Annotated in this window: 21 protein-coding genes; 14 read left to right on the forward strand and 7 right to left on the reverse strand. The window is 68.1% G+C overall.

Annotated features, from left to right (window positions below):
• The first annotated feature begins 770 nt into the window (after positions 1–770).
• Positions 771–2051 (forward strand): hypothetical protein, encoded by a 1281-nt coding sequence (locus ACQPYE_RS17770; RefSeq protein ID WP_498722444.1) that lies wholly within the window; start codon positions 771–773, stop codon positions 2049–2051.
• Between the two features lie 167 nt (positions 2052–2218).
• Here ACQPYE_RS17770 and ACQPYE_RS17775 read toward each other — a convergent pair whose 3' ends face one another.
• Both ACQPYE_RS17775 and ACQPYE_RS17780 read right to left on the reverse strand, forming a co-directional pair.
• A complete protein-coding gene (locus ACQPYE_RS17775) occupies positions 2219–5380 on the reverse strand; it encodes an NACHT domain-containing protein (RefSeq protein ID WP_498722445.1) in 3162 nt (1053 codons plus the stop codon).
• Positions 5381–5764: 384 nt separating this feature from the next.
• Complete coding sequence (locus tag ACQPYE_RS17780; protein WP_498722446.1) at positions 5765–6499, reverse strand: hypothetical protein; 735 nt, start codon at positions 6497–6499, stop codon at positions 5765–5767.
• Between the two features lie 71 nt (positions 6500–6570).
• On the opposite strand from ACQPYE_RS17780, the gene ACQPYE_RS17785 reads away from it, so the two are divergent.
• From ACQPYE_RS17785 to ACQPYE_RS17800, 4 genes are all read left to right on the forward strand, one after another.
• Positions 6571–7524, forward strand: a complete 954-nt coding sequence (locus ACQPYE_RS17785; RefSeq protein ID WP_498722447.1) for a hypothetical protein — start codon at positions 6571–6573, stop codon at positions 7522–7524.
• 486 nt (positions 7525–8010) lie between these two features.
• Positions 8011–8658 carry a hypothetical protein gene (locus ACQPYE_RS17790; protein ID WP_498722448.1) on the forward strand — a complete coding sequence of 216 codons (648 nt, stop codon included), beginning with the start codon at positions 8011–8013 and terminating at the stop codon, positions 8656–8658.
• Entirely contained in the window at positions 8618–8923 is a 306-nt protein-coding gene (locus ACQPYE_RS17795) for a hypothetical protein (RefSeq protein WP_498722449.1), read from the forward strand. The genes ACQPYE_RS17790 and ACQPYE_RS17795 overlap by 41 nt, the downstream gene beginning before the upstream one ends.
• Before the next feature lie 167 nt (positions 8924–9090).
• The gene (locus ACQPYE_RS17800; protein WP_498722451.1) at positions 9091–9222 is read left to right on the forward strand and encodes a hypothetical protein; all 132 of its coding nucleotides are present in this window, start codon (positions 9091–9093) and stop codon (positions 9220–9222) included.
• Positions 9223–9311: 89 nt separating this feature from the next.
• Here the strand turns inward: ACQPYE_RS17800 and ACQPYE_RS17805 are convergent, their stop codons facing one another.
• On the reverse strand, positions 9312–9689 hold the full coding sequence (locus ACQPYE_RS17805) for an STAS domain-containing protein (RefSeq protein ID WP_498722452.1): 378 nt from the start codon (positions 9687–9689) through the stop codon (positions 9312–9314).
• Between the two features lie 433 nt (positions 9690–10122).
• Here ACQPYE_RS17805 and ACQPYE_RS17810 point away from each other — a divergent pair, with 433 nt between their 5' ends.
• Positions 10123–11331, forward strand: a complete 1209-nt coding sequence (locus tag ACQPYE_RS17810) for a serine/threonine-protein kinase (protein WP_498722453.1) — start codon at positions 10123–10125, stop codon at positions 11329–11331.
• Between the two features lie 68 nt (positions 11332–11399).
• Here ACQPYE_RS17810 and ACQPYE_RS17815 read toward each other — a convergent pair whose 3' ends face one another.
• Complete coding sequence (locus tag ACQPYE_RS17815; RefSeq protein ID WP_498722454.1) at positions 11400–12362, reverse strand: anti-sigma factor RsbA family regulatory protein; 963 nt, start codon at positions 12360–12362, stop codon at positions 11400–11402.
• Positions 12363–12753: 391 nt separating this feature from the next.
• Between ACQPYE_RS17815 and ACQPYE_RS17820 the strand changes: the two genes are divergently transcribed.
• The 4 genes from ACQPYE_RS17820 to ACQPYE_RS17835 all read left to right on the forward strand — a co-directional run bounded on the left by ACQPYE_RS17820 (position 12754) and on the right by ACQPYE_RS17835 (position 16561).
• Positions 12754–13050, forward strand: a complete 297-nt coding sequence (locus tag ACQPYE_RS17820) for a hypothetical protein (protein WP_498722455.1) — start codon at positions 12754–12756, stop codon at positions 13048–13050.
• A 512-nt stretch (positions 13051–13562) separates the two neighbouring features.
• Positions 13563–14021, forward strand: a complete 459-nt coding sequence (locus ACQPYE_RS17825) for a PAS domain-containing protein (protein ID WP_498722456.1) — start codon at positions 13563–13565, stop codon at positions 14019–14021.
• Positions 14022–14490: 469 nt separating this feature from the next.
• Positions 14491–15621: a substrate-binding periplasmic protein gene (locus tag ACQPYE_RS17830; protein ID WP_498722458.1), complete on the forward strand. Its 1131-nt coding sequence runs from the start codon at positions 14491–14493 to the stop codon at positions 15619–15621.
• A gap of 151 nt (positions 15622–15772) precedes the next feature.
• Entirely contained in the window at positions 15773–16561 is a 789-nt protein-coding gene (locus ACQPYE_RS17835; protein WP_498722460.1) for an endonuclease domain-containing protein, read from the forward strand.
• Positions 16562–16637: 76 nt separating this feature from the next.
• Here the strand turns inward: ACQPYE_RS17835 and ACQPYE_RS17840 are convergent, their stop codons facing one another.
• The gene (locus ACQPYE_RS17840) at positions 16638–17114 is read right to left on the reverse strand and encodes a hypothetical protein (RefSeq protein ID WP_498722462.1); all 477 of its coding nucleotides are present in this window, start codon (positions 17112–17114) and stop codon (positions 16638–16640) included.
• A 224-nt stretch (positions 17115–17338) separates the two neighbouring features.
• On the opposite strand from ACQPYE_RS17840, the gene ACQPYE_RS17845 reads away from it, so the two are divergent.
• From ACQPYE_RS17845 to ACQPYE_RS17860, 4 genes are all read left to right on the forward strand, one after another.
• A complete protein-coding gene (locus ACQPYE_RS17845) occupies positions 17339–17809 on the forward strand; it encodes a hypothetical protein (protein ID WP_498722464.1) in 471 nt (156 codons plus the stop codon).
• 572 nt (positions 17810–18381) lie between these two features.
• Complete coding sequence (locus ACQPYE_RS17850; protein WP_498722466.1) at positions 18382–18729, forward strand: hypothetical protein; 348 nt, start codon at positions 18382–18384, stop codon at positions 18727–18729.
• Between the two features lie 87 nt (positions 18730–18816).
• Entirely contained in the window at positions 18817–19638 is an 822-nt protein-coding gene (locus tag ACQPYE_RS17855; RefSeq protein ID WP_498722467.1) for a hypothetical protein, read from the forward strand.
• A gap of 30 nt (positions 19639–19668) precedes the next feature.
• Complete coding sequence (locus tag ACQPYE_RS17860) at positions 19669–19854, forward strand: hypothetical protein (protein WP_498722469.1); 186 nt, start codon at positions 19669–19671, stop codon at positions 19852–19854.
• 156 nt (positions 19855–20010) lie between these two features.
• On the opposite strand, the gene ACQPYE_RS17865 is transcribed toward ACQPYE_RS17860, so the two are convergent.
• Positions 20011–20373, reverse strand: a complete 363-nt coding sequence (locus ACQPYE_RS17865) for a hypothetical protein (protein WP_498722470.1) — start codon at positions 20371–20373, stop codon at positions 20011–20013.
• Between the two features lie 10 nt (positions 20374–20383).
• On the reverse strand, positions 20384–24526 hold the full coding sequence (locus ACQPYE_RS17870; RefSeq protein ID WP_498722471.1) for a helix-turn-helix domain-containing protein: 4143 nt from the start codon (positions 24524–24526) through the stop codon (positions 20384–20386).
• Positions 24527–24530 lie beyond the last annotated feature (4 nt).

Consider the following 24530-nt stretch of genomic DNA (forward strand, 5'->3'; position numbering starts at 1 on the left):
AGCGGCTGTCGCCGGGATCGGTTTGTGTGAACCGGGAGGACGGGGAGCTGCTGAGCGGGGCCGAGCACGAGCAGTGGGTGGCGGAGAACCAGTTGCTTCCGCTGCGGACCCAAGGTGATCAGGTGGCACGTGACATGGTCGCCGCGGTGTGCTCGCCCTACCGCGTCAGGCTGGATGACGATTGGGATGAGGACGAGGACGAACTCCACGACGATGGCGGTCGGGTGCTCCAGTCCGCTCTGTCGGTGTCTGGCACGTTCCCCGGCAGCGAGGGGGTGACGTGTCCGGGCCAGCTGGTGGTTGCGGCCTGTCCGCCAGGATGGGGTGGTTCTGTCGGGCTGCTTGTTACCGATCACGTGGGTTTGGTCGAGTCCCCGGATGTCGACGCTGCTGAGCCGGTGATGGAGGGTCGGACGCTTGATCGGCTGTTGTCCTGGATGTGGGAGGCTTCGACACGGCGGCGCCCGAGGAACTGGTCTGGAGTCCGCCGGAAGGTCCGACCGTGCGGATGGATCGACTCCCGACCGCGTGGACGCGGTCGATGGCGGGGTTGGTGGAGGTGTCGAGCTTCGGCCGACGGCGCACGGGGGTGGTGGTCGTCGGTGACGAGTCCGAGGATTTCGCCTTGGCCCGTTTGTGGCGGTTGACCTATGGTTTCGCCGCCTGGCTGCCCACGTCCCTGGTCGACCGCGGCGCCGATGACCCTGCGGATGATCGGTTTGTCCGGTGTTGCGTACCGGACACGACGTCAAGGTGGTGGGCTACGGGTGGTGTCGACGTCGTTGCCGCCCGAGCGGGTCACGTCGGCATATGATCGATTGTTCCGTGATACGGCGTGGGCGGCCATGAAGGTCACCGCTGCCGGTGACAGTACCCGGTACGGGCCGTTCGTCCGCTTGGAGGCGCTCAAGGTACTCGCGGAGCTGGCCGACAGGATTACACCTGAAGCAGCTGCGGAACTGCTCGACTACCTGCTGCCGTACGTTCCGCGAAAATCCAACACCTACCACCACACCGACGACAGCCATGTCCGCGCTTGCGTGGGCATCGCCGCCGGTCACCCGGCACTGCGTGTCGCTGCGATCGGGCAGCTGCTCGACTTGGTGGCCGCGGACGACTCCGGCGTCTCGCGCAAGGCGGAGTACGAAGCCCACAACCTGTTCTTGGACTACCCCGAACTCATACGCGACCGCCTCGGCACGCTCGCCTCCGATGGCAACCGCTACGCGGCCTCGCTGCTATCCCGGATCACCGACGAACCGACGGAAGCGCAACTGAATGCGGCACAAGCCGCGAGTGCCAACCTCAGCGCAACCCTGAACAACACGGCGACTTCCATCGGTCTCGGCACCGACGCCGAACGTCAGGCGCTGCTGGCGATGCCCTTGCCGAAAGAAGACCGCAAGAACCTGGTCCGCATACAACTGGAACGGGTGCGATCACCGTACGAGCCGGGGTGGAACCGCAGTAACTACTTCCTCGCCGCCGGTCACCTCGCCCACGATCTCGACGACGTGGACGAGTTCTTCGAGCAAGCGATGGAGCATGCCGCCGACTCCACGCCGACAGCAGCCGACCTGGCGCTGAACATGGGCAGCCACCCGCTGGGGCCAGTCCAGGTCAGCGGCATGACCCTGGACACCCGCCCGTACGCGCTGGTGCTGGCCGCATCCCTCGCCCGGACACAGGATCAGCGGGACCGGGTCCGCAACCGTGCGATCAACCTTCTCGGCACGAGCGAGAGCAGCGGCCGACTCGTCGTGCGCGCACTGCGCACAGTCAAGCCGGACGACCTGGCCAGAGACGTACCGCTGCTCGCGGTGCAACAGGACTGGGCCGCTCGCGCACTCGCAGGCATCACCTGGGCGGCCGGTGAACCCAACGACCCCATGATCGGCCTACTCCTCGCCGAGGACCGCGACCAACGAGTCCGGCGCTCCCTCGCAGACGGACTACGCCACGCGGTCACCACACCGACGATCAAGGCGGTCCAGGACAAACTCCGTACCGACCCCCGCTTCAGCGTCCGACGACTCGTGGGGAGCCCTTGACGTGCGGGCCGGTGCCACGCGGCCACCCGCGGTCACGGACTGCACGCCTTCGGCACCAAGATCCTAGATTTGGGCTTGGCCGGCCAAGAGTGCCAAAACCCCGGCCGTTCAGTGTGCAGGTTCGAGTCCCTCTCAGCTCAGTCGGGCGCTCGCCGCCGCGACCGAGTCTAATTGGTGGTCCGCACCGTCGTGGTGCGTTCTCCCACGACAGCCATCACCGCTTCGAAGGCGATCGTCTGAACTCCGTCGCACCCGTCCGTCCGCGCCGGGGACGCCTGCCGGACTGCCGCGTCACAGGCGGCGTGATCGAGTTCGCCACCCTGCTCCGAGGAGTAATGCACGGTGGCCGGGCTGAACTCGGCCATCTCGGCGGCGTCGGGCGTGTAACCGAGCACGACGTGGGTGACTCCGGGGCATTCGTCGAAGAGGTCGAGAGCTGTGAGCCTGTCGGGGATGAAGACTGCTGTCGGCTTGGTCGATCGACAGCTGTCGATCCAGTAGTGGCGAGTGTAGCTGTGCACCGGGGGCGGGCGGTCGCCGTTTAGGGTGCGGGCGTAGCTCCACAGGCGCGCGGCACCTGGCATCAGGCGCTCGTTCCTCGTCGCCGAGCCTCCGAGGAAGAAGTACGGCGCCGACCCGGCGATCCCACCCACGGTGTCGCTGGACCGGTCGGTGGCCTCGTCGAGGACGAGCAGCGCGATCGGCGACTTCTTCGTCCGTTCCATGAATGACATCAGGCGCTGCAGTGCTTCGGTGAACGAGCTGCCGCTGTACTTGTCGTGGTCCGCGTCGGGAACGGAGACCAGGATCGTCCGGAACGGGCGGTGCGCGCGGCTGTGGTGTTGGGCCGCGGTGATGGCGTCGAGCCGGCGCGCGAGGGAGTCGGCCTGGTCGGCCGCGGGCGAGCGCAGGGGGGCGACCACGACGAGCGCGGGCGTGTCGGGTCGGGCCGAGGTTAGCCGATTCCCCTCGCGCATCCGCCGCACCACGTCCGGTGGAAGTGCCAATCGGTCCCATTCGGATTCGGCGACGACACCGACGCACTCGTCACCGCGCGCGGTCGTGGTCAACGTCTGATCGGTCTGGTCCCCGAGGGTGAACAGGGGAGCGCAGCGGAAGCGGTTGTACGTGGTCCACGTGGCGAGGAGGGCCCCGACGAGCGTCAGCACGACTGCCAGCCCGATCAGCCGACGGCGCGGTCTCACGGCCTCGTCGGCCGGCCGGGTGTCGGCGGCACGTGCGTAGAGCTGTTCCTGGAGGCGGACGTGGCGGAACTGGTAGGTGCCGCCGTAGTGGCGCAGCAGGCCGCGTGCGCGGGCGTCCGCGAGGAAGGCGGGCAGCCGTACCGGGAGCCGGCGGCGCGCGGCCAGGGCCAGGCGGGCGAGGAGGAAACGCGGCCAGGCACGGGTGAAGAGGATGAGGATCGCGGCACCGACGCCCGGCAGGACGGCGGCGGTGGTGATCTGGTCGAGCGGTGTGTCGAGGTCGAGCGGACCCAGGTCCATTCGAGGCCCGCCGTGCCGGCCCAACCCGTGGGCCACGACCGCACCGAGCAGTTCGCCGACGATGCCCGCGACCATCAGCAGCGGCAGGCTGGTGATCGCCGCGACGATGCCCGCGAGAGTCGCGCCCACCAGGGACGACCGGCGATCCTGGCGCAGGAGCAGCGCGGGCGTCGACCGGGTCGAGTGCTCGGGCCGGTCACCGAGCCAGTCGTGTGCCGCGACGGAGGCTCCCGCCACGACCGCGAGGCCCGACAACAGCGCCATCACGCCGACCTGATCGCTCACGAACGCGAAGGTGGACGAGTCGTGGGCGAGGATCAGGACGGTCAGGCCGGCGAGCAGGGGCGCTGCGGGCAGCAGGACGAAGGCCGCACCCACCCGGAAGCCGCGGCGGGCGCGGGCAGCCGAGCCGCGCACCCGCAGGTTCATGCGCTCGGGTTCGCGGCCCGTCGTGCCGAACCACAGCGCGGTCGCCAGGACCGTGAGGACGGCACCCGCGCCGAGCCCGAACAGGAACAGGTTCTCGCTGGACCTCACCCCGGCCACCGGTCCCAAGGCGACGATCACCAGGAGCAACGACAGTCCCGCCGCGGCCCCGAAGACCGGCGCGAGCCACGGCGAGACCAGCCGGTCACCCATCCGCCACCACGCCAGGTCGCGTTCGCGGTGGCGGTGCAGGTAGCGGGCGAGAAACGCCAACCAGCGCCGGGCCTGTGCGGCCGACCAGCGGCTCGACGGCACGGTGCCCAACTCGCCCGACGGCAGCGGATCGGGTGCGTAGGCCGCGTCCACCAGCCGGTGCACCAGGTGGTGCTCGACGGCGTCACGACCGGGGAACGCCCGTGCGTCGAGCAGCTGCGCCGGATCGCCCCCACACCGCTGGTAGGTGGTGCGAGCCAGGCTCACCATCAACGGCGTCGACAGGGCCGCGGCGACGGCCGTGGAACGACCGCCGCGGAGGACCTCGAAGACGGGCGCCCACGACGTTCCCGGCGGCCACGGCGCCACCTCGCGCAGGTAGGTGACGGCGTCCTCGCCGGACAAGGGCAGAATGCGTGCGGGCACGGCCTTGCGCAACGGCGGGGCGCCGTTGGCGATCATGTCCTCGTACTCGGCGATCCGGCAGGTCACCACGATCGGTCGATCGCCGCCCAACGCGGCGTTGACGCCTTGCACCGCGTTGCGCCGGTCGATCTCGGGCATCTCGTCCAGACCGTCGAGCACGACCAGGAGCTTGTCGTCCCGCAGCAGCCTCGTCGCGACGTCCCGGCGGCCGTTGTAGTACTCGGCCGCGATGATCCGCACGACCCAGTCGTCGAAGGACTCCTCCACCGGGTCCCACGACCCCGCCGAGAGCAGCACCGGAACCGGATCACCCGGCCGCCGGGCCCGCAGCAGCCCCAGGACGAGCACGATGGCGACGACCGTCTTGCCCGACCCGGGCTCGCCGAGCAGCAGCAGCCGCTTGCCGCGGATCTCCCCGTAGGCGCGCGCGAGCCTGTCGCCGACCTCCTCGACCGGGCCGTCGAGCCGCCCGGTGCCGCGGCCGTCGGTCCACGTCAGCGGCAGCAAGCGCGGTTGGTGGAGACGACGTGCGGCGACCTCGTCACGCCACTGCTCGCGCACCGTGCCGGCCAGGTCGTCGGCGAGGGAGTCGGTGTCGCCGACAGCACGGTCGTCGACCGAGCCGAGCCCGGCGACGGTCAAGGCGGACATCACCATCGCGATGAACGACGCCGACACGCTGCCGAGCTTCTCGCCAGTGTCCAGATCGCCGGTCAGCAACGCCACGACCACGACTGCGAACATAACCGCGAGAAGCATCAGTAGCACCACGCGGACGCCCCGGGAGGGCAACAATCTCATCAAACCGGCCTATCCAGGTCAGCTACACCGCGGCTAATTGAGCGAGGTGACCCGTATATCAGTAACGGGACCGCAAGGCAAACCGTTAGCCGCGTTGATCTGGGCAGATATGCAATGCTGCGGAAAATGTCACCCTAAAGTGGCGATTGGGCTGCTCAGTCTATCGAGGTGATCTCACCAACGGCGCTGCGGTCGTGCTGGTGTTCGGAGAAGCGCTCGGCCGTTCGCCCGACGACCTGCACGGCCTCGGCGAGAAGGACGGGGGTTCTTGGTGCCTTGAACCTTCCCGAATCCCCTGTCCGGTCCCCGAAGAACCCAGGGACCGGACAGGGCGGGTGGATGTCAGCTGGTGACCACGAGGAGCCTGCGATAGCCGATCTCGCCCAGGCGTGGGCCGCCTGATGTGAGGGCCAGGCGGGCGGCCTCGGCGATGTCGGCGGGTTTGAGCTTGATGCATCCCTCAGAACGGTAGTCCGCAGGGCCGTCCCAGCACTGGTTCTCCCGATAGGCGCCGGGGGCGCAGGCCTGGGTGCGGTTCGGGGTCATCTCGCTGTGGATGAACAGATCCGTGCGCATGGTGCCAGCTGCACACTTCTTGTTCTGCAGCCGCCATACCGTGCCGAAAATCAGGCCACCGTCGAAGTTGTCGCGGTAGGAGGTCTCTCGTGGATGGGCGTCGTAGACGCCGTTGGGCAACCAGCCGACGCTCGTGGCGCAGGGGTCCTGTCCCCGGCCGTTACCGCCGATGCCGGAGCCTGCGCGCCAGGATCCGAGGGTGACCCGGCGGACAGGGCCGTCCTTGTACAAGGTCAGCCGGTAGAGGGTCAGTCGGGAGCGGGTCGGGTCCTGGTGGTTCTTGCGGAACTCGAACCGGATCCGCTGGACCGGCCCTGCGGAGTCAAGGGTGGCCTGGTCCTCGGCGATCGCCTGGCTCATCTCCGCCGAGACTTCGCCGGTGTCCTGCCCTGCCGCAGGTGCGGCGGAGGAGGAGACAGGTCCGGTCACGAGGCTCGCGGTGGTGAGGGTGATCAGCAGTCCCAGCCGGAGCCGGGCTCGGAATCGTCGTGGACGGGTCATGAGCGTCCTTTCGTGTTGCATGACGCAGTGGCTACTGTGTGTGCTCGACTGCATCCCCTATGTCACAGTGTGTGAGTGGCGGGCGGCAATCGGCGGCGAGTGTTCCGGAACGTTCCGGTGCTCTGACCGGCCAAAATGTCGCGCCACTGAAACAGGAGACGATCACCGTGCCCATGTCCCCGGCCTCGCCGCAGCTCGTGCCCACCCAAGATCCCCGGAAGCGCCTCGCTGCCCTCATCGACGAATTGCTGTGCGACGCCAGCTCTAGGTTGAGTGCGCGGGAGATCGTGCGGCGGTCGCGTGACGCGCGGTACCCGACGAACTTGTCGAACACATCGATCTCCCGCTACCGCGCGGGTAAGCAGATTCCGATCCCAGAGGCGCTGGACACCCTGCTGGCTGTGTTGGAGGTCGCGGCGGAGGTGCGGCTCCGGGCGCGGCACCTGCGAGAGCTGGCCGCCTATCCACCAGCCGGCATCGAGCACGACCACGCCGATCGGAAGGACTCAACCAACTCCGACCCGCGCCTCCTGTCCGGTTCGCAGTCCGCCGGCTTTTTCGAGGCCGCGCCCTCCGTCGGAGACCGCCCATCCAGACACCGGCACGCTCGACCGGTCAGCGCCGCAGCCGCGATCGTGCTCGCCCTACTTCTGGGTGCGGACATGCCCCCTGTACCGGCTCCAATGCCACTCGGTTCAGCAGACGCGGTTGCGCTGGCCAAGGCCAACCGCGCGCGAGCCGAGTTCTACCGCGAGGCAAACCAGATCAAGCTGTACGACACCCGAAGCGACGGCTACACCACAGCATTGGACCTGCGTGTGGACGGCCGAGGCCAGCCTCCTGTGCACAACCCCAACAGCCAGTACCGCAACAGCCCGCAAGGCAGGGTCCTCAACCCGCCCTTGACCGTCGACCTGGACCCATACGGGCCGTGGACCACCCTGGAATTCCGAGCCTGCGCCACCCAATCGGCACCCTCGACCGGCCGCTGCGGCCCTTGGAACAAGGTGACCTCATCCCGCTGATATCGGTGTCCGGTGTGCACCCAACGCCCACCGGACACCGGACAGCAACGCCCGACACTCGTCCTCGCTCAGATCACCACTTCGGAGCGGATCGGACATGGCGCCCTTCCTTGTCGCCACATGGCGTCACCGGGAACGCCCAGCACGGGCTCCGTCTAACACGGGAGGATCAACCGTCCCGAGTGGTCGGGGAACCCACGGCCCATGTGTGTCGCTGCTCGGCGTCGCAGTGGTGGCGTCGTGGGGGTGTACGGGACATCCGGGTGGTCTGCGGCCGGGACGTCGTCGAGATCCGCCGGGATCACGCCGCCCGCATTCCGCGTGCCTGCGTCGGACGGCGAGAACGTCGGCGACGGCCTACGTCGGGATGGACATCTCGCCCTCTACCGGGTTGGCGGCCCACCGGATCACCTGATCGGGTGTACTTATCCCGTCAGGCGGTCGGCGCAGCCGGTTTTGTCGGTGTCCGCTGGTGGAGTTCCGACCATGTTGACGCTCCAGGATGTGGAGGACGCGGTGGGCGGGTTCGCCGCCGCCGATCGGGACAGCTTGGCCGACCATGCACGACACGTACGCGACACCGCTCGCCGAAAGGGCCTGACGGTGTTGGCGGCGTCGCTGGACGTCGACACCGTCGTGTTCGACGACGAGGTCACCCTGGACCAGGCTCTCGACGCCGCAGCCGCCTGCGGCGCGGTGCTGTTGTACCTCAACCATCGCACCGTGGACGCCGCGGCGGTGCTGGCCGCAGCCGGTGACCATCTCGCCGAAGCCGATCATCGGAGGCTGCGTACCACCTTGGACAGGATCGACGGCTGGACCCGGCAGGTGGAGGTCGGCTTCGCCCACGGTGGTGTGGTCAATCTCTGGTCCGCCGTCGCGGCCTGGTCGGAGCCGCTGGAGCAGTTGACCGACACGGCGGCGGACAGGGTACGCACTGCACGGTGGTCGCCGGAGGACGACGAGGAGGAGGCGTCCGCAACATCTGCCCGAGAACGTCGTGCGGCGGTGGGTGGACACCGTGGCGGCCCATCCGGGATTCCGGCGCGCGAACTGGCGCGGCCACCAGGCTGCGGCACGGGGCGTGCCCGGCTTGGACGAGCTGCTGGGGAACCCACGCCTTCGCTGGTATGAGAACCATATCGTCAGCGTGGCCCTGGAACTCGTGCGTGACCAGGTTGAACAGCAGGAACAGGCGCTGCTGTCACGGAGGGCGGAGCTGGCCGCCCGACTGGCCGCCGACCCGGGCTACGCCGCGTGCATCACCGCGGCGGCGCGCAAGCGCTACGCCGCCGAGTGGATGGTCGAACATGCCGAAGGACTGCGTTTGTCCGCTGACTGGATCGGGGAGCTGGTCGCTGTGGCCAAGAAGACGCCGACAGGCCAGTTGAGCCTATGACCGTCCCTCCTTCCACCACCGTGGTCCCGGCTGGCGACGGTTCGCGGTGATGGTTCCTCGCTTTCCGGTTAACGCGGGAGCGGGGAAGATGCGATACATGAGGTGTGAGAACCCGTCTCCGCGAGCCTGTGGCCGGCCGCCCCGCGACGGTCCTGCGCTGGCTTGCCGTGGTGTTTCTGCTGGTAGCCCTGGTCAACGCCGTGGTGGCGGTGTGTGATCTGGTGGTGTGGCCGGCGGGCGTCGCGATGGTGGCGGTGGCGGTGGCGCTCGGCCTGGAAGGTTCTCGATCGGCACGGTAGCCGGTGAACAATGTTGCCCGCCCCGTCGACGTGTGAGGGACCAGGCGTTGGACGTCGCGGATGATGTCGTCCAGCGGGCGCGCTGTCGGCTATGCGGTGGATCGGGCGAGCTCCACGGCTTCGGCCAGTGTGCGGCGCACTCCGAGCGGTTGCAGCGTGTCGGTCACTTCGAGCGCTCTGCGGGCTTGACGCCTGTTGGCTACGACTGCGAATCCGACGCCGCGGCGTTCGGCGTGCTGTCGGGCTTGCAGGAGGGCGGTGATGCCCAGGGAGCCGAAGAAGTCGACCGCGTCGAGGTCGACGACCACGGCTGTGGGTTGTTGGCGGAGCCGGGTGGCCAGTTCGGTGTCGATCACCTCGACGGTGCTCAGGTCGATTTCTCCGGTGATGGTGGTGACGAGTACGCCCTCGTGCTCGGTGTGGGTGATGCCGACGAGTTGCCCGCTCTCGGTGGTGTGTCCGTTCATGTCGTGCGCTCCTCGCGTGGCTGGGCGGGAACGGTCGTACGGGTGCAGGTCGCATCCCGGGGTTGCGTCCGCCGACGCTCCGCGTGGTCGCCGAGCGCATCGACGTTACGACGTGTCGTCATGGAAGTTCAACGGGTCGCGGGTCGATCGGCTCCGAATATGAGTGATCGCTGTATCGAGGTGTGCGCGCCGGGGGTCGGGGGTGTGCCCCTGGCGCTGACCGGTTCATCGGCGTACGCGCTGTTGGCGTAACACGATCACATCGGCGTCACCCGTTCGGAACAGTGCGGTGGGTACGACGGTGGATTGTTCGGTTGTCGTCGATGTGAATATGTGAAACGGCCTTGTGCTGCTTCGTGGCAGGGTGGCGTTTGAGCTTCCGAAGAAGGGGCACCTGGGAATGTTGGGAGTCTGAGGACCGGAAGGGTCGACGGTGTCACCATCCCACGGCGACGACCTGTTGGCCGGTCGCTACAAGCTGGCCGGAGCGCTGGGTTCCGGCGGCATGGCCGAGGTGTACCGGGCGTGGGACACGGCGTTGTGCCGCGATGTCGCGGTCAAGCTGTTCCAGCCCAGCGCGGACCTCGACGACCGGCGGCGGTTCGACAACGAGGTGCGCACCCTGGCCGGGCTGTCGCACCCCGGTCTGGTGTCGGTCTACGACACCGGCGGCAGCGACCGCGGCGCGTTCCTCGTGCTCCAACTGGTCGACGGGCGCACGCTGCGCACCCACATCGCGCGAGGGCCTCTGGCGGTCGAGGAGGTGCGGCGGCTGGGAGCCCGTCTGGCCGAGGCACTGGCCTACGTGCACGAGCGGGGCGTCGTGCACCGGGACGTCAAACCGTCGAACATCCTGCTCGACCGCGACGGCAGGCCCTACCTGGCCGACTTCGGGCTAGCCCACCTGACCGGCGCCACCCGGTTCACTCGCACCGGGCAGATGGTCGGCACGGCCCCCCACCTCGCACCCGAGCAGGTCCGCGGCGAGGAAGTGGGCACGGCGGCCGACGTCTACGCGCTCGGGCTGGTGCTGCTGGAGTGCCTGACCGGCCGCCGCGAGTACCCGGGCGGCGACGTCGAGGCGGCCGTCGCCCGGCTGCACCGTCCGCCGGCCGTTCCCGCCGACCTGCCCGGCGACCTGGTGCGCCTGCTGTCGCTGATGACCTCGCTGTCACCGCGCCGACGCCCCACCGCTCGCGACTGCGCCCACATACTGGACACGGGCCTTCCTTGCGCCACCAAGGGCCGGCTCGGCGACGCCCACGGACGGGATACGCCGACACCGCTGCCCGAACCCCGTTCACCCGTGAAGGTGCCGAGGAAGACGCTTGCCGCTTCGGCCGCGGGACTGCTGTCTGCCGTGTGCGTCGCCTGGGCCGTATCACCGACCTTCACTCCGGCGACCTCCGCGCCGAGCGAATCCACATCCTCCACCCCGATCACCACCACGCCACCGAGTCCACCGCCGGGCCCCGCTACCGCTCCTGACGCCGATGTCGCTTCCGAGACCGCCACGGTTCCGATCGAGCAGGAAACCGGCGGGCTCGTCGTCCGGCAACCGCCCGCTCCGGAACACCAAGACCAACAGCCGGGCCGGGCGAAGGACAAGACCACAGGCAAGGACAACAAGGCGAAGCCCTGAACCGTGGCGGAGCCGGAGCCACGTGCGGCACGTTCCTCCTGCGCACCGGCCGAGAGGAGTCGTGGTGCTCAGCCGGTGCGGTGGGTGTCGCCCATGGTGAGGCGGATGGTGAAGCCGTCGTCATCGGCCGCGAAGGTGACGTGGTGGCACAGTTGGTGGGCCAGCCACAGCCCGAAGCCGCCGCTGGACCGGTCTGGTGCGGGCAGCAGACCCGCGAACGGGTCGTCCGGTCCGCTGCCGCGGTCGTGCACCGTGACCACCAACTGCCCGGCATCCGACCAGGCCCGCAGCCGGACGGGTGGGCGGCCGTGGCGAAGGGCGTTGGTCACGACCTCGGTCACCGCCAGCAGCAGGTCGTCGACCTCGTCGGGGGACAGGCGGGTCCGGTTGGCGGCCAGCATGGCGTGACGTGCGGCGATCGGAGCGGGGTCGGTCAGGTCGACCAACGGCGGCGTCTGCTGGATCGGGAGGTCGACCAACGCCCGTGGCGCGGACAGGAACGACGGTGGCTCGACGTAATGGTCGTTGCGCAGGTGCCGACCGTCCGCGGTGGCCACGAAGGGATGGGTGCGCGCCACGTCGTCCAGGACGTGGCGTGGGGTGGTGCGGGTGTCATAGCCGCACATGCTGCGCAGCGGGAACTCGTCGTAGATGTGGTTGACCGCCGCTTCGTACCGCGCCCACCAGTCCCACGTGGCGCCCAGGCCCGACCGGGGGACCTCGCCGAAGATGCGGATTCGCTGTGCACCACCGGCCACGTATCCGGCCATCAGCTCGCGGTAGGACTTGATCGCGGCGGCGGGCCGGGCGTAGAGGTCGTCGGCGACGAGGAACGTCACGTCCGCCTCATCCGGCAGGGCGGCGCGCACCAGCTCGGCTTTGTCCGGCTCCAGCGACACCACGGTCGGCTCACCGGCGTCCAGCCCCGCGCGGACGAACGGGAGCACCACGCCGAGCAGTTCATCGTAGGACCCGTAGTACACCGCCGCGTGGTCGTAGCCACGCTCACCTGCATTGACGCTGGTCCTCATGCTGCCCGTTCCACGAACTCGCTCAGCCGACGCTCCCGCGTCGAGGGGATCGGACTGCGGGCTGCCCTAACCGTCCCGGCAGGATAAGGGCCACTGTAGCCCGTGGCGGCAAAAGGGTGTACGGATCGGCGACAGCAACAGGCTGTTTCGCGATCTCGACCACCTGACGCCACTGCGACGGAATTGACGTGGTCGGAGTGCTGACCGGGGCCATCGGTGCCAATCGATCACGAGGTGATGGTCGGGCGTCGCGCAAGTCGTGGCGAGACCACTCCGGTGCGACCGCGCACTTGACACCGGACAGGCGACGCCCGCAGAGACATCATCATCTACGAACCGCTGGTCCGCTCGGCCGACCGAGCGCGATCACACGGTCGGGTGAAACGCAGTGATGCCCGGCATCCTGTACGAACCTCTGCCGTGGGACGACTTGTACCTGCTCGACGGCTTGGTGTTAGTCACCCGTGACCGGTTCTTCGACTCACCTGGACCCGGCCCGGTGGGCCTGGGGAGCGTCCTGACCGAGGACCTGGCCGCCGCAGCCGACGAAGACGGCCTGCTGGCCGGCTTTGACCGGATCAACGTCGGGTGTCTTGCGGTCCTGCGGTATCTCGGGGCTGTCGTCGTCGGCGCCGACCTGCGGGTGGAGTCCTGCCGTTCAGTCGGTGATCACCCGCTCCTATGGTGATCAGATCGGGTCGTCTGTCTGTGTCGGTAGTTCGTTTCGGATAGTCGCCAACTGGGTGCGTAACCTGGTCACGGCGTGGTGAACCGAGGAGCGAACTTCGTTCGGGTCGGGCAAGGTCGGTAGATCCCCCAGGGGCGACCCTGGCTGCTCAAGGTCGTTGTTCACGCCGCTGCCTTACCCCGCCCACCGGCCCGCCAAACAACGTCTCCGGCCTCATCCGCACGTGATGCCCGTGTTCCCGATTGCGCAGGTTCAGCCGACTCCTGTGGCGACACGGGAACGCGTCCTCGCCGTCGCGGGAGTCGGCCGGTAGTCGAGGTCTGCGTGTAGCGATTGGTGCGGGTTCGCGTGGCGGGCGCTGCCGTCAGTGGTGATCAGAGCGGTATACCATCACCGGGTGTGACGAGGCGTCATGGTCACGTCCGGTGGTCCACTGCCAGGTCCTGGCTCGGCGCGGTCGTGCGCGTGTGTGCCGGTCACCTGGCAGCAAGCGTGAAAGGGGCCGGATCCACGTGGGTGCCGCGACCGGGGGCGAGGCGGTGACCGCGCCGCAGGGTGCCAACCTGACCGGCCTTGTCGACGGCATGGGCGTGGTGGCGTGGGAGGTCGACGCGGGGGAGCGGCGGTTCACGTTCGTCTCCAGGTACGCCGAGACGCTGCTGGGGTACCCGCCGGAGCGCTGGTCCGACGACCTGGACACCCTGGCCGAGTTGATCCACCCCGCCGACCGCGCCGAGGTGCTGCACGATGACACCGGCGTGCCCCTGCGGGTGCGCGGCATGTTGGCCGATGTGACCCGGCGTCGGATCGCCGAGCAGCGCAACCGCTTCCTGGAGGCGCTGGAGCAGCGGTTGCGGGGGTGGACGACGCCGAGCAGGTCGTGGTGGCCGCCACCGGGCTGCTGCGGGAGCACCTGGGCGCCGACCGGTGCGCGTTCGCCCTGGCCGAGGCTGACGAGGACCACTTCGTGATCAGCGACGACCGCGCGGGCGTGCTGCCGCCGCTGCGGGGCAGGTTCGCGATGTCGGCGTTCGGGGAGCAGGCGCAGACCTCGACATCGCCAGCGGTCCACTGCCCGAACTCACGTGGAGATCGCTTGAACCCCTGCCGCCACCGCCCGACCGCCCCGCCGAACCTTGACGACCGGTCCGCAGCGGGCTCGCAGATGGTCGCGGAACCGTCAGCCCGGGAAGCGGCAGGCGCAGCAGACGCCGCAACGCGCCCGCGGGGGTGCGGAAGCTCGGTCGGCACGCGTCACCGCAGGTCTGCGGTCTGGCATTGTTGTTCGCGCCGGCTGCGTAACACCGCCGGTCATCCTCACGATCTTGCTGTGAACCGGCACGACGGACCCGTCGTCCACGCATGGCCTTGTCGTCGACCACCAGGTGGTTCTCCATGTCTTCGAGTGCGCGCCCTGACGTCTCGTTACCTTGGTTGCGGGTGCTCCTGCGGGAAGCCGTGTGGCTGGCGCCGACGACGGCTGTGACGGTGTTCCTGGCGGTCGTGCTGCTCACCGAGGACGACGTCGAAGTGCTGGGCGCGGTGGTGGGGACCGTGCTGGCGATGCTGGGAATCGCGATCGCGATCGTCACGTTCCGGATCCAGTCCGCGGGGCAGAAGTCGCCGTGGGTGCTGTCACCGCGGGCGACGTGGGTCTGGCGCGGCGTCTCGGTGGCCGTCACCATCACGCTCGTCGCGCTGACCATGTCGTGGCCGTTGTCCGACGACGACCCGGACACCTACTTCGCCGACGACGAGCTCGTGGTCGGCATCAACGGCGACCTGCCTGGGTGGGGCGAGGACGTCGACGACGTCGCCACGGCCAAGGGGTTCGACGTCGAGCTCGCGAAGTTCCTGGCCCAGCAGTACGAGATCCCCCGGATCAGGTTCGTGCGCCTCACCCAGGCGCAGCGGCTCAACCAGTGGTCGGGTCCCGCCAAGTCGGACGTCGACATCGTCATCTCGGCGTTCTCCATCACGCCGGGACGGCTGCCGTTCATCGACATGGCCGGGCCCTACTACGTCGACCGGTCGATGAGCTTCGGCAACGGCGACAAAGGCCCCGTTCTGCCCGGCGACGAACCACGCGGTTGTGCCGTGGGGACCACCACCGGACAGGACCGTCTGGCGAGCGTGTCGAACATGCTGGCCACGCGGAAGAACGCCAGCCTCAAGACCATGAACTACGACGAGCTGAAGCCCTGCTACGACGCGTTCTTCGATCCCGGCACCGACATGAAGTTCATCGCCTCGGACTGGAGCATCATCAAGGCGTTCCGCAGCGGCACCACCATCACCTACGCCGACGACCCGAACCAGACCCCGGTGACCGACCTCGAGGAGCCGGAGAAGCTATCGGACGGCCGCGAGGAGTACGGCGTGGCCATCCGCGAGGACCATCCCGCGGTCTGTGCGGACCTGGCCGACAAGATCCAGCTCTTCCTCGACACCCGGTGGCAGTCGACGTTCGTCGACACCGTCGGCCAGCACGGCCTCTCACCCCTGTGGCACAAGCCGGAGAAGGTCAACAAGGGCTACTGCGCCAGCGACGGCGTCGTCGACCAGAACTGACCGCGGTGTCCGGCGCGTGCCGGTCGCGGTGGCGGCCTGGAGGGCGCGACCACCGCGACCTCGGTCAGTAGACGCAGTACCAGCTGTACGGATCGCCGCAGACGTCGATACCGCGCTCCCGCCAAGCGTCGAATCGGGTACACCAGGTGTCGTGGAGTTGGCCGACCTGCCTGAGCACCGACGGCGCGCGCTGCTGTGGCGTTATGCGATGGAGTTGGACCGCGAGGGTGTGGCCGATCTGGTGCGCCGGGCGGATCCCAGGTGGTGCCTGGGTCAGGTGACCGTCAGTGCGGAGCCCGATCCCGTATCGGTAGCGGTGCTCGGTGATGACGGGCTGCATCATCTGTGTGTCGGTGACGAGTACATGTGTGCTCAGGCACGGCGGCGTGCTGACGCCCCCGGACTGCTGCGCCACACCAAGAGGTACGGGTGGTGGATCGATCAGGACGGGTTGGTCGTCTCCGAACCGAGAGGTCCTCGGCCGCGAGGATGCGGCAGCCGGTTGGTCCGGGAGCGTGTGTTGACGGTGCGGTGGACGATTCGCCTGACCGACACGGTGACCGAGCCTGATCTGGTGCCCTACCGGATGCGCTGTCACCGTCACTACCACTGGCCGCCGTTGCGGACCACCCGCAATGGACTGGGACGGGTCCGGGCCGCGCTGATCGAGGCTTTCGGGGATCGCTGCCAGACCTGCGGTCGCCGAGGTGAGGTCGTCGACCATGACCACTTCACCGGGTTCGTCCGCGGATGGCTGTGCAAGTTCTGCAACCACATCGTCGACGACTGCCCACACCCGGCGGGCTGCCCGTTCGCCGAGTACCTCAACAACCCGCCCGCGACACCGCTGCGCCTGCGACATCCCAAGGCGGGCGACGACGCCCGGAAACCGGCCAGCCTGGCCCGTATCGAATGGCTCGGCTACACCCCTTTCACGTGACGCGAACACCGCGACTGAGGATGGAGCAGGGAAGCCTCTCGGGTACGGGGTCTGGGCGGGCGTAGGCGCCGGGAGATCAAGTGGAGTAGCGCTCGGCGAGGCGGTCGAAGAGGGTCGTCAGCCGTTGACGGTTGGTGGGGGTGTCGGTGAGTTCGGTGCCGCCGAAGCGGTAGACCTCGTAGCCGCGCAGTCGCAGCTCGCGGTCTTCGGCGACCATCTCGGCGTACCGGCGTGGGTCGGCCTGTCCGGTGGTGGGGTGAGCGAGGCCGAAGCGGGGTTCGAACCGGTCTGGTTCGCCGTCGACGTGGAGCACCTGCCCTTGCCACTCAATGCGGTCGCGGTCGGTGACGGGCTCGTTGGTGAACAGCCGCCACCGGGTGACCGCGGGGCGGCGGCCGGGTTCGGTCGGCTCGGTCGACCCGAGCGGTTGCAGGTGACCCCACATCACCCGGCGGGCGGCGTCGGAGCCGTAGTCGAGGTCGGGCGTGGGGTTGTCGTAGGCGTTGGTGACCGGGGTGGGGGTGACGACGAGGAAGCGGTGGGGAAGCTGCACGGCGGCCTCCGTTCAGTCGGTGCGGATGGAGAACGCGCCGCGCGGTACGGGCGGCGGGGGCGCAGGAGGTCGAGTTCGTCTTCGGTCAGGTACAGCCCGCCGCCCTCGTGCGCGGTCACCCACGAGTGGCTGCCGGTGGTCTCGGACTTGTTGCCGTCCGGCGGCGAGGCCAGCGCGCGCAGCACCGCGGTGGCGATCACGCCGGGCGTGGTCGAGGGCGGCGGATGCGGCAGGTCGGGGACGCGGGCGCGGATGATCGCCGAGGCGTCGCCGATCAGCACCGCCGCGCGGGCCTGCTGTTCGGCGGTCAGCTGTACCTCGGTGCGGGTTTGGACGTCGGCGATGGTCGCCAGCGGGACGGGAGCGGTCACGTCGACCACCTCCCCGATCACAGCGGCCGGTCAGCACCACCCGCATCGCCCGCCACCTCAACGAACAGGCAGCCTTGGCCCTCCGGCGCCGATCCGGACCGCAACCCGCACCGCACCACTCCCGACTGGTCACTGCTCACCATCGCCGAGATCCTGCGCAACTCCCGCTACACCGATGCCTGCGTCATGGAGCCACTGGGCGCCGATGCCTTCGTCGCTGTGGTGGCGGATCGGTGCGTTCTCCGGCACCGCAGTCGAGTTGCCCCGGCGGCGCGTCGTCACCCGCGATCGGGGAACGGGGGTCTGTCAAACAAGCGGCTCTGACGCACTTTCGGTGGTGACGATGAGTAGCCGTTCGGGTCATGATCTTGTGATGGATGCCGATCCCCTTGTGGGGACGGTGTTTCCGGACTGTCGGTTCCGTCGTTGGGTGCGTGGCGGAGGGCGGTGGTCGAGCGGTCCGCACCTGGGTTGTGGCGGTGCGTCCGCTGCCCAGGCTGCGATGACGAAGGCGTCGGCAGCCCGAAAGCACCTTGCCCGGCAAGGGGATCGATTTCCACCGCGAGATCACGACCACGAAGGCTACTCACCGTTACCACCGAAGTGCGCCAGAGCCGACGTTTGTACAGTCCCAGGCACGAAGGTCGAGAGCGGCCTCGTTCTTGATCAGAAGTCATTCGCGAGGCGCTTTACCGCCTCTCCGTCGGCGATAGCCGTGGATCTTTCGAGACGATCCGGATCAAGTCCGCATTTTTGCGCTTGTGCGGCTTGATTCGACTGCTCGGACCAGGAACACCTCCATTCGGCTGTATGTGCGCGAGCCCGTCATTCGGCCGACCGTTCGAATCGTGACACCCTCGGTTACGAAGCTTCCTGCGGTGCGGGATGCTCTCCCGATGACCAAGGGCAGGATGGTACTGATTGTCACTCTTGTCGCGGTGGCCGTGCTTGGTGTCTGGATAACCGTGGTGACGTGGGATGAAGCGAACAAGATCGCTGTTGTGGCATCGGCGCTGGCTTCCGTGACTGCGGTAGGGGTGGCTGTGTGGACTGCGCTGCGAGGAACTCGATCAGCCGACTCGATCGACGTGTCGAGAACCGGCGACGCGGTATCCAAGGGGAACGGGCAGGCGAACACGGGCCTGTCGGGAAAGGTGCGCCGAACCGGTTCCGTGCGCGTCCGCGACACCGGCAGGGCGGAGGCGACGGGTGGCGAGGCGAACTCCGGGTTCCGGGCTGACTGACTTCCCGACCCGGCGCTCTGGTCGACAATGAGGGCCAGCACGTGCGGGGCTCGACTGTAGGTGGAGATGAAATCTGAGAATCACACGGTGTCGAACACCGGGCACGCTACGGCGTCCGGGGATTCATCTATAGGCAACACCGGCTACCTGAAGATCGTCAAGACGTCTATCGTCTTCCACATCAGGGAACTCATCAAGTTCCACGTGGTGATCCCCCTGAAGGGAGGCGCGGCGGACGACCGCCCGGCCCCACCCCTGGAGGATGTCCCGGGCGTCGAGGCAAGCGATCCGTCGGAGTCGGTACACAGGGTGACCGTGTCACCCAAGGTGTTGCTCGCTGCCTTGCTCGCTGCCATTGCGTTGATCGTTCTGTCCTGCCTTCCAGACCCGGACGACAGGTTCACGGAGGATGCCGGGGAGAGGCCGGCCGGCGCTACGGATGACGCCGTCAGAACTGCGGTGCGCAACGCAATCACGGACTGCGCGAAGGCGATGGTCGCGGCACCGGCCAATTGCCCTCAGAGCGAAGCGGTGGTGCCGGGTGAGTCCGTCACCTGGTCCGTGCACGGTGATCCGGTGGACGGCCTCCAGAGTGCTTGGCGTGAGGACAGGTTCAACGTCCGTGGCAACGCGGTGATGTCGATCAATTACGAAGAGACATGGGGGCAGAAGACCAAGACCCGCGTGGTCGGATACTCGGCTGAGGTGTCCTGGTGGGACGGCAAAGCGTCTGTGTCTCCGATCACCGGCCTGCCCGATCCGGTCAAGACTGTTCGGAAGATCGCCCCCGACGTTTCCCTCGATGATGTCCGACCCCTGGTGAGAAGTGTTTTCGACGACTGTGCGAAAGCGGTCCGCCTGCCCTTCCCGGCACGCTGCCCGGAAGTGCACCTGGGTGGCGGAGGGTGAGCTTCCTGGACGTTCAGCGGCGATCCCTTGGTGAACGCCAGCATGGCATTTGAGGAGTCGAGCGGGTTGCTGCACGTGACGGGCAGTTTCGCGTCCGAGATCGAGTACGAAGTCCCGATCTTCGGCTCGGCGAAGTATCCGCTCTCGGGTGACTTCGATGCGCTGGTCGCGGTCGACGACGGCCGGCCGCTGGTTCTGGAGGTGCGGAAGACATGAGCACTTGATCTCGGCCGGACGGGCCTGAACCGGCAACACCCGAGCGGCCGTTTCCACTCGAGTTGCCGACCAGGCCCGCCACGACCGGGACCTCCGCATCCTTGCCGGCAGTCAGCCAAATGCGTTGACTCGCAGGGAGTTTGTGGCGAGAGCCAGTCACCGTCTCCAGCGGAAGTGGTGGACCACCGTGCCGGCGGCGGCCAACGTGGTCAGGACCGCCAGTTTCAGCAGCCGGTGTTGTCTGGTCGCCGGGTCCTGGGCCTGGGCGTACGGGATCGTCGTGTTCGTCACCATCGCGTGCAACGGCATCCACCGGTGGTCCAGGAGCGTGTCGCACGCCCGTTCCAGCCGCACGGCCGGGGAGCGGACGGTGTCGCACAGTTCCGCGAAGTTGTGCCGGGACATGGTCGCCAGGGTGTCGGTGTTGGGCTTGCGGCGGGTACCACCGGGGCCACCCTGGTCTCGAACGGGAAGGACATGGCGGTCCAGTCCCAGCTCGGGGTCGTCGCCCACCTGCATGCTTGATCCTTTACCAAGTACGCCTGTCGTTCAACCGCTCATCCCGGTCGAGCTGCCATCTGATCTGGGACTCGGCGGCCGAGGCGAGCGACGTAAAGAACCGGTGTTCGATGGAGCCGAGGGGCAGACGTGCGGCGACCTGCGTTGCCTTGTCGCGCTGTTCGACGTCCTCTTGGAACGGTTCGCCTGGTGTGCCGACGCGCATGCCGCGGACCGTGGCCGAGTGGAGCGCACCACCGATGGCTTTGACGCAATCCTCGTCGTATCGCTCGGCGATCGTCAAGGCTTCAATCACGAACGCGGTCCTGGTCCAAGCGAAGTCGCGTGGCGCCTCGTTCAGCGCGACGCCCGCGGCCAGCACGTGCGCCCGGCTGCCGGATCGGAGTGCGTCGGACAGGATCTTCAGGACTTGGTCGTGAAAACCTCCGGAGACTGCGGCGAAGATTTGAGAGCCCATGCGTTCGCGGATCCAGGATTTGGGGTGCTCGGCGATCCAGGCCAGGACGTGACGCAGGTGCTGTTCGAAATGCGTGCTGTCGGTGAAGCGAAGCGGCTTGTGCCACCGGAACGGCAAGGGTTCGTAGCGCGAGGTGTGGTCGCTGCGTTCGTAGGTTTCGACGCGGCGGAGGAGCAGCTCCAGCACCTGTTCAGAGTGCTCGGCCGACATCTCGGTCAGCAGCGTGGTGATGTGGTGCTCGTCCAGGGACGGGCAATCGTGCAACTGCTCGAACAGATCGGCTCTGTCGGGGCTGGTCAGTTCCCTCCACGACAGGGGGCCGGGTGTGGCGAGCACGGCCGCGACCTCGCCGGCGAGTGCCTTCGAGTCGGAGAACCGGACGCCGGTCACGAGTTGCCTGGCCAGGTCCCGGTTTTGTTCTCCGAGCATCCGCGTAGCGGACACGGCGAGCCTGCGTACGTCGGGATCGCCGTGGACGGCGAGGGTGCGGAGTAGTTCCGCTTCGCCGTCGAGCAGGGTGGCACGGTTCCCTCGTCCCCAACTGAAGGCGTGCGCGACGGCACGGGCGTTGTGGAGATCGGGGGTGTCGAGGAGCGCTCGTGCCAGGTTCATCGCCTCGTCGGGCAATGACTCGGTCAATGCGCCGAGAACAACCGCGACGAGTTCGCGCAGCACGACCGACGGGTCGGAAGCGCCGATGGTGGCAGCGGCGGAGTCCGAGGCGACCCGTTTCACGAGTTCGACACCGACCTCGGGGTGGTTACGCGCCAACGTCCATACGAACGGGGCAGGTGTCGCCACGCTGTCGCGGTGGGCGTAGTGATCCGCGACCAACCGCTGAAGGATCTGCTCGACAACATCGTCGGGTGGCCACCGGTTGCACATGTCCGCAGCCAGGCTGGTGAAGTAATCTCGCTGGCGTCGGCTGTGTTCGTAGTAGTCGTCCATGTCCGGCAGAGATGGCCCCCACCCGTCGTGCAGGACGTGGGCCAACCGGTATTCGACGTCGTCGGGCAGGGCCGCGATCACTGCCTGTGCCGCCGGATTGGTCCCTGCTTCGGCGTAGTGGGCGTGCGCTGCCACGGCTTTGCGGACGGCGACCGCAACTACCGGTTCCACACCTGGACCAGTGACCAGTTCGGCCATGCGCTCGATGACGTCGACGAACACCGGCATCCAGTTGGAGCGTTCGATGTCGTCGACCGGGCGACCGAACATCCCGATCGGGTAGCGGATTGCGGCTTCCAGGGCTTGCACGCCGCACACGGCGCGTCGCACGTCGTCCGCACGTGCTTCGGTGAAGGCCACGTCGACGACACGGTCCCGGATCGGGCGGACCACGTCGGCGACGACCGCGAGGGGGCGCAGGATCAGGGTGAGCCCATCGGTGTGGCGTTCCTCGGCCTCGGTGGCCAGCATCGGTTCCAGGACCGCGAACGGTGAGTACGGGTGCTCGGCGATGTCGTCCTCGCGGAGCCAGCGTTGCACCGCCGTGATCATCCGGTCCTGGAAGGCAGTGGGCTTGTTGGCGGTGTACTCGGCCAAGTCGGTCAGCACGCGCATGGGATGCTCCGGGTGCTGGTGTGGCGGCCTGGTGTCCCAGCGCGCCAACCACCACAGCAGGTCGACCGCCTCCTGCAAGTGGTCGAAGTGCAAGGCGATGCGGTGCAGGATGCCGGGAAGCTCCCGAATCAGACCGCCGTCGATCGTGGCGGCCGGCACCCAGTCGACGCGACCATCGCCCGCCGGACGCCCGAGTGCGGTGCGAACCATGACCATCGCATGGGCCGGTTGGAAGGCCGCGACCTGGCGCACCATTTCGAGGATGCGGTGCCGATGGTGCTCCGTGCCTGCTTCGAACGCGGCAAGGAGGGCGTTCCACAGAACCTCGACCGCCGGACTGCGGCTGCCGCCCCGGTTCCGGGTCTGCCAGTCCACACGGCTGGCGTTGACCATGGCATGAAGCAGCGGCGCGTCCGCGGTGGCCTGGCACACCCGCTCCAGGTAGCCGGTGGAGAGACCGGAGGGACCGTCCACCGCTGCCTCGGCTAGCACCACATCCCCCAGTAGATCGGGCACGATCCGTACGGATTCGCCGCGACGGATCAGCACTCCCGCCTCCTGCAATGCCCGTACGTGTCGCATGACGTGGTCGAACGGCCTGCCGGTCAGCGTCGAGGCAGCCTGCTGGAAGTCGGGCTGGTCGAGCCTGAACGGCTGTAGCGCGGCGATCGCGTGCAACACCTCCCGCCGCAGTTCCGCATCGACGCCGCCCGGCGTGTCGACCACGACGTCGCGGAACGCGCTCAGAATCTCCTCTCGGACACCCTCGTCGGCTTCCAGGCGCCCTGGATCGAGCATTCCCTTGGCGATCAGGTTGGCGCCGACGACGACCAGCAGCGGGCAGTCCGGAGCAGCCTCCGCCAACCGCCTCGCCACCCAAGACTCGGTATCGGCGCCCAGAATGCAGCGCGCCAGCGCTTCGGCCTCCGGGATGGTGAGGTCGTTGAGCTCCCATGTTGGGATCTCTGACGGATGCACGCCGACCTGTCGGAGGTCGGCGAGCAGGGACGTCCGGCCGTAGGGCCGCAACGACAACAGCACCTTGGCTCGCGGCCGAAACCGGCGCACACCGGCGACGATTGTGGCCATGTCGGTCCGGTCATGGACGTCGTCGACTACGACGACCAAGCCGTCGTCGGGCGGGAGCTGCTCGAAATCACGCATGTCGACGGCGGCGTTCATGGCCAGGAAGCGGACGCTGTTCCTTCCCTGCTCAACGAGTTCGTCGGCCAGGGCACGCAGCAGGCGGGTCTTGCCGATCCCTCCCCGGCCGACGAGCAACGCGATCGTCTCGCGCCGATCGCGGTTACCCGCCCAGCTCAACAGGTCGGCCAGCGCGTCGTCCCGGCCGACGAGTTGCCAGACGTGCGAGTAGATGCGGTCCCGGGCGTAGGGCCGGAAGAACTCCTCGGCCGTCAACCACGAACCGGCGGACGCCACTCCCAGGAACGCCTCGCGCCACCCGGGAAAGTAGGTATCCACCAGCCGAACGGCCGCATCCCGGTCCGGTAGGGACCGCACCGCCGCGGACAGGTCATCGACGTCCCACAGCTCCCATGAGGAGTACTTGCCGATCTCCTGTCGAGCCTGCGGACTGGCGACACGGGTCAGGAAGATCCGGCAACGGTCGACTTCGAGTGTCAGCTTCCCGACGGCTTCGGCGATCTTGACGGGTCCGAACTTCTGTTCACGTTTGCACTGGACTCCGGTCGTCGTGCCGTCCGGATGCCGAACGATGACGTCGATCCCGTGCTGGGTGTGGCCTTGACCGCCGTAGCGGTGCACCTCCGAATCAGGATGGAGAGCGGCGGTCAGATCTGCACTGAACTGCTCGAAGACGTCGGGCGGCAGTTCGTGCAGCGGCAGCTTGATGAGCAGCGGTTTGATCGGCGACCGTACTCCGACCGGGCCGATCGCCTTCTCGTGCGAACCTGCCGTGCCCCGCATCGGGGCGAAATCGACGGGAAGTTCCTCGGCGAGGCGAGCGATGACGGCATCCTCCGGGCGCGCCAAACCGCGCTCCCAGGCGCTGACGGCCTGTTGACCCACGCCCATTCGTCGTGCGAGATCCCGCTGGGTCCACCCCAGCGCTCCTCGCCCCCGCTTGACGAGGTCGCCGAAATCGTCTTCCATGTAC

Source organism: Actinosynnema sp. CA-299493, from assembly GCF_050946825.1.
Lineage (GTDB): Bacteria > Actinomycetota > Actinomycetes > Mycobacteriales > Pseudonocardiaceae > Actinosynnema.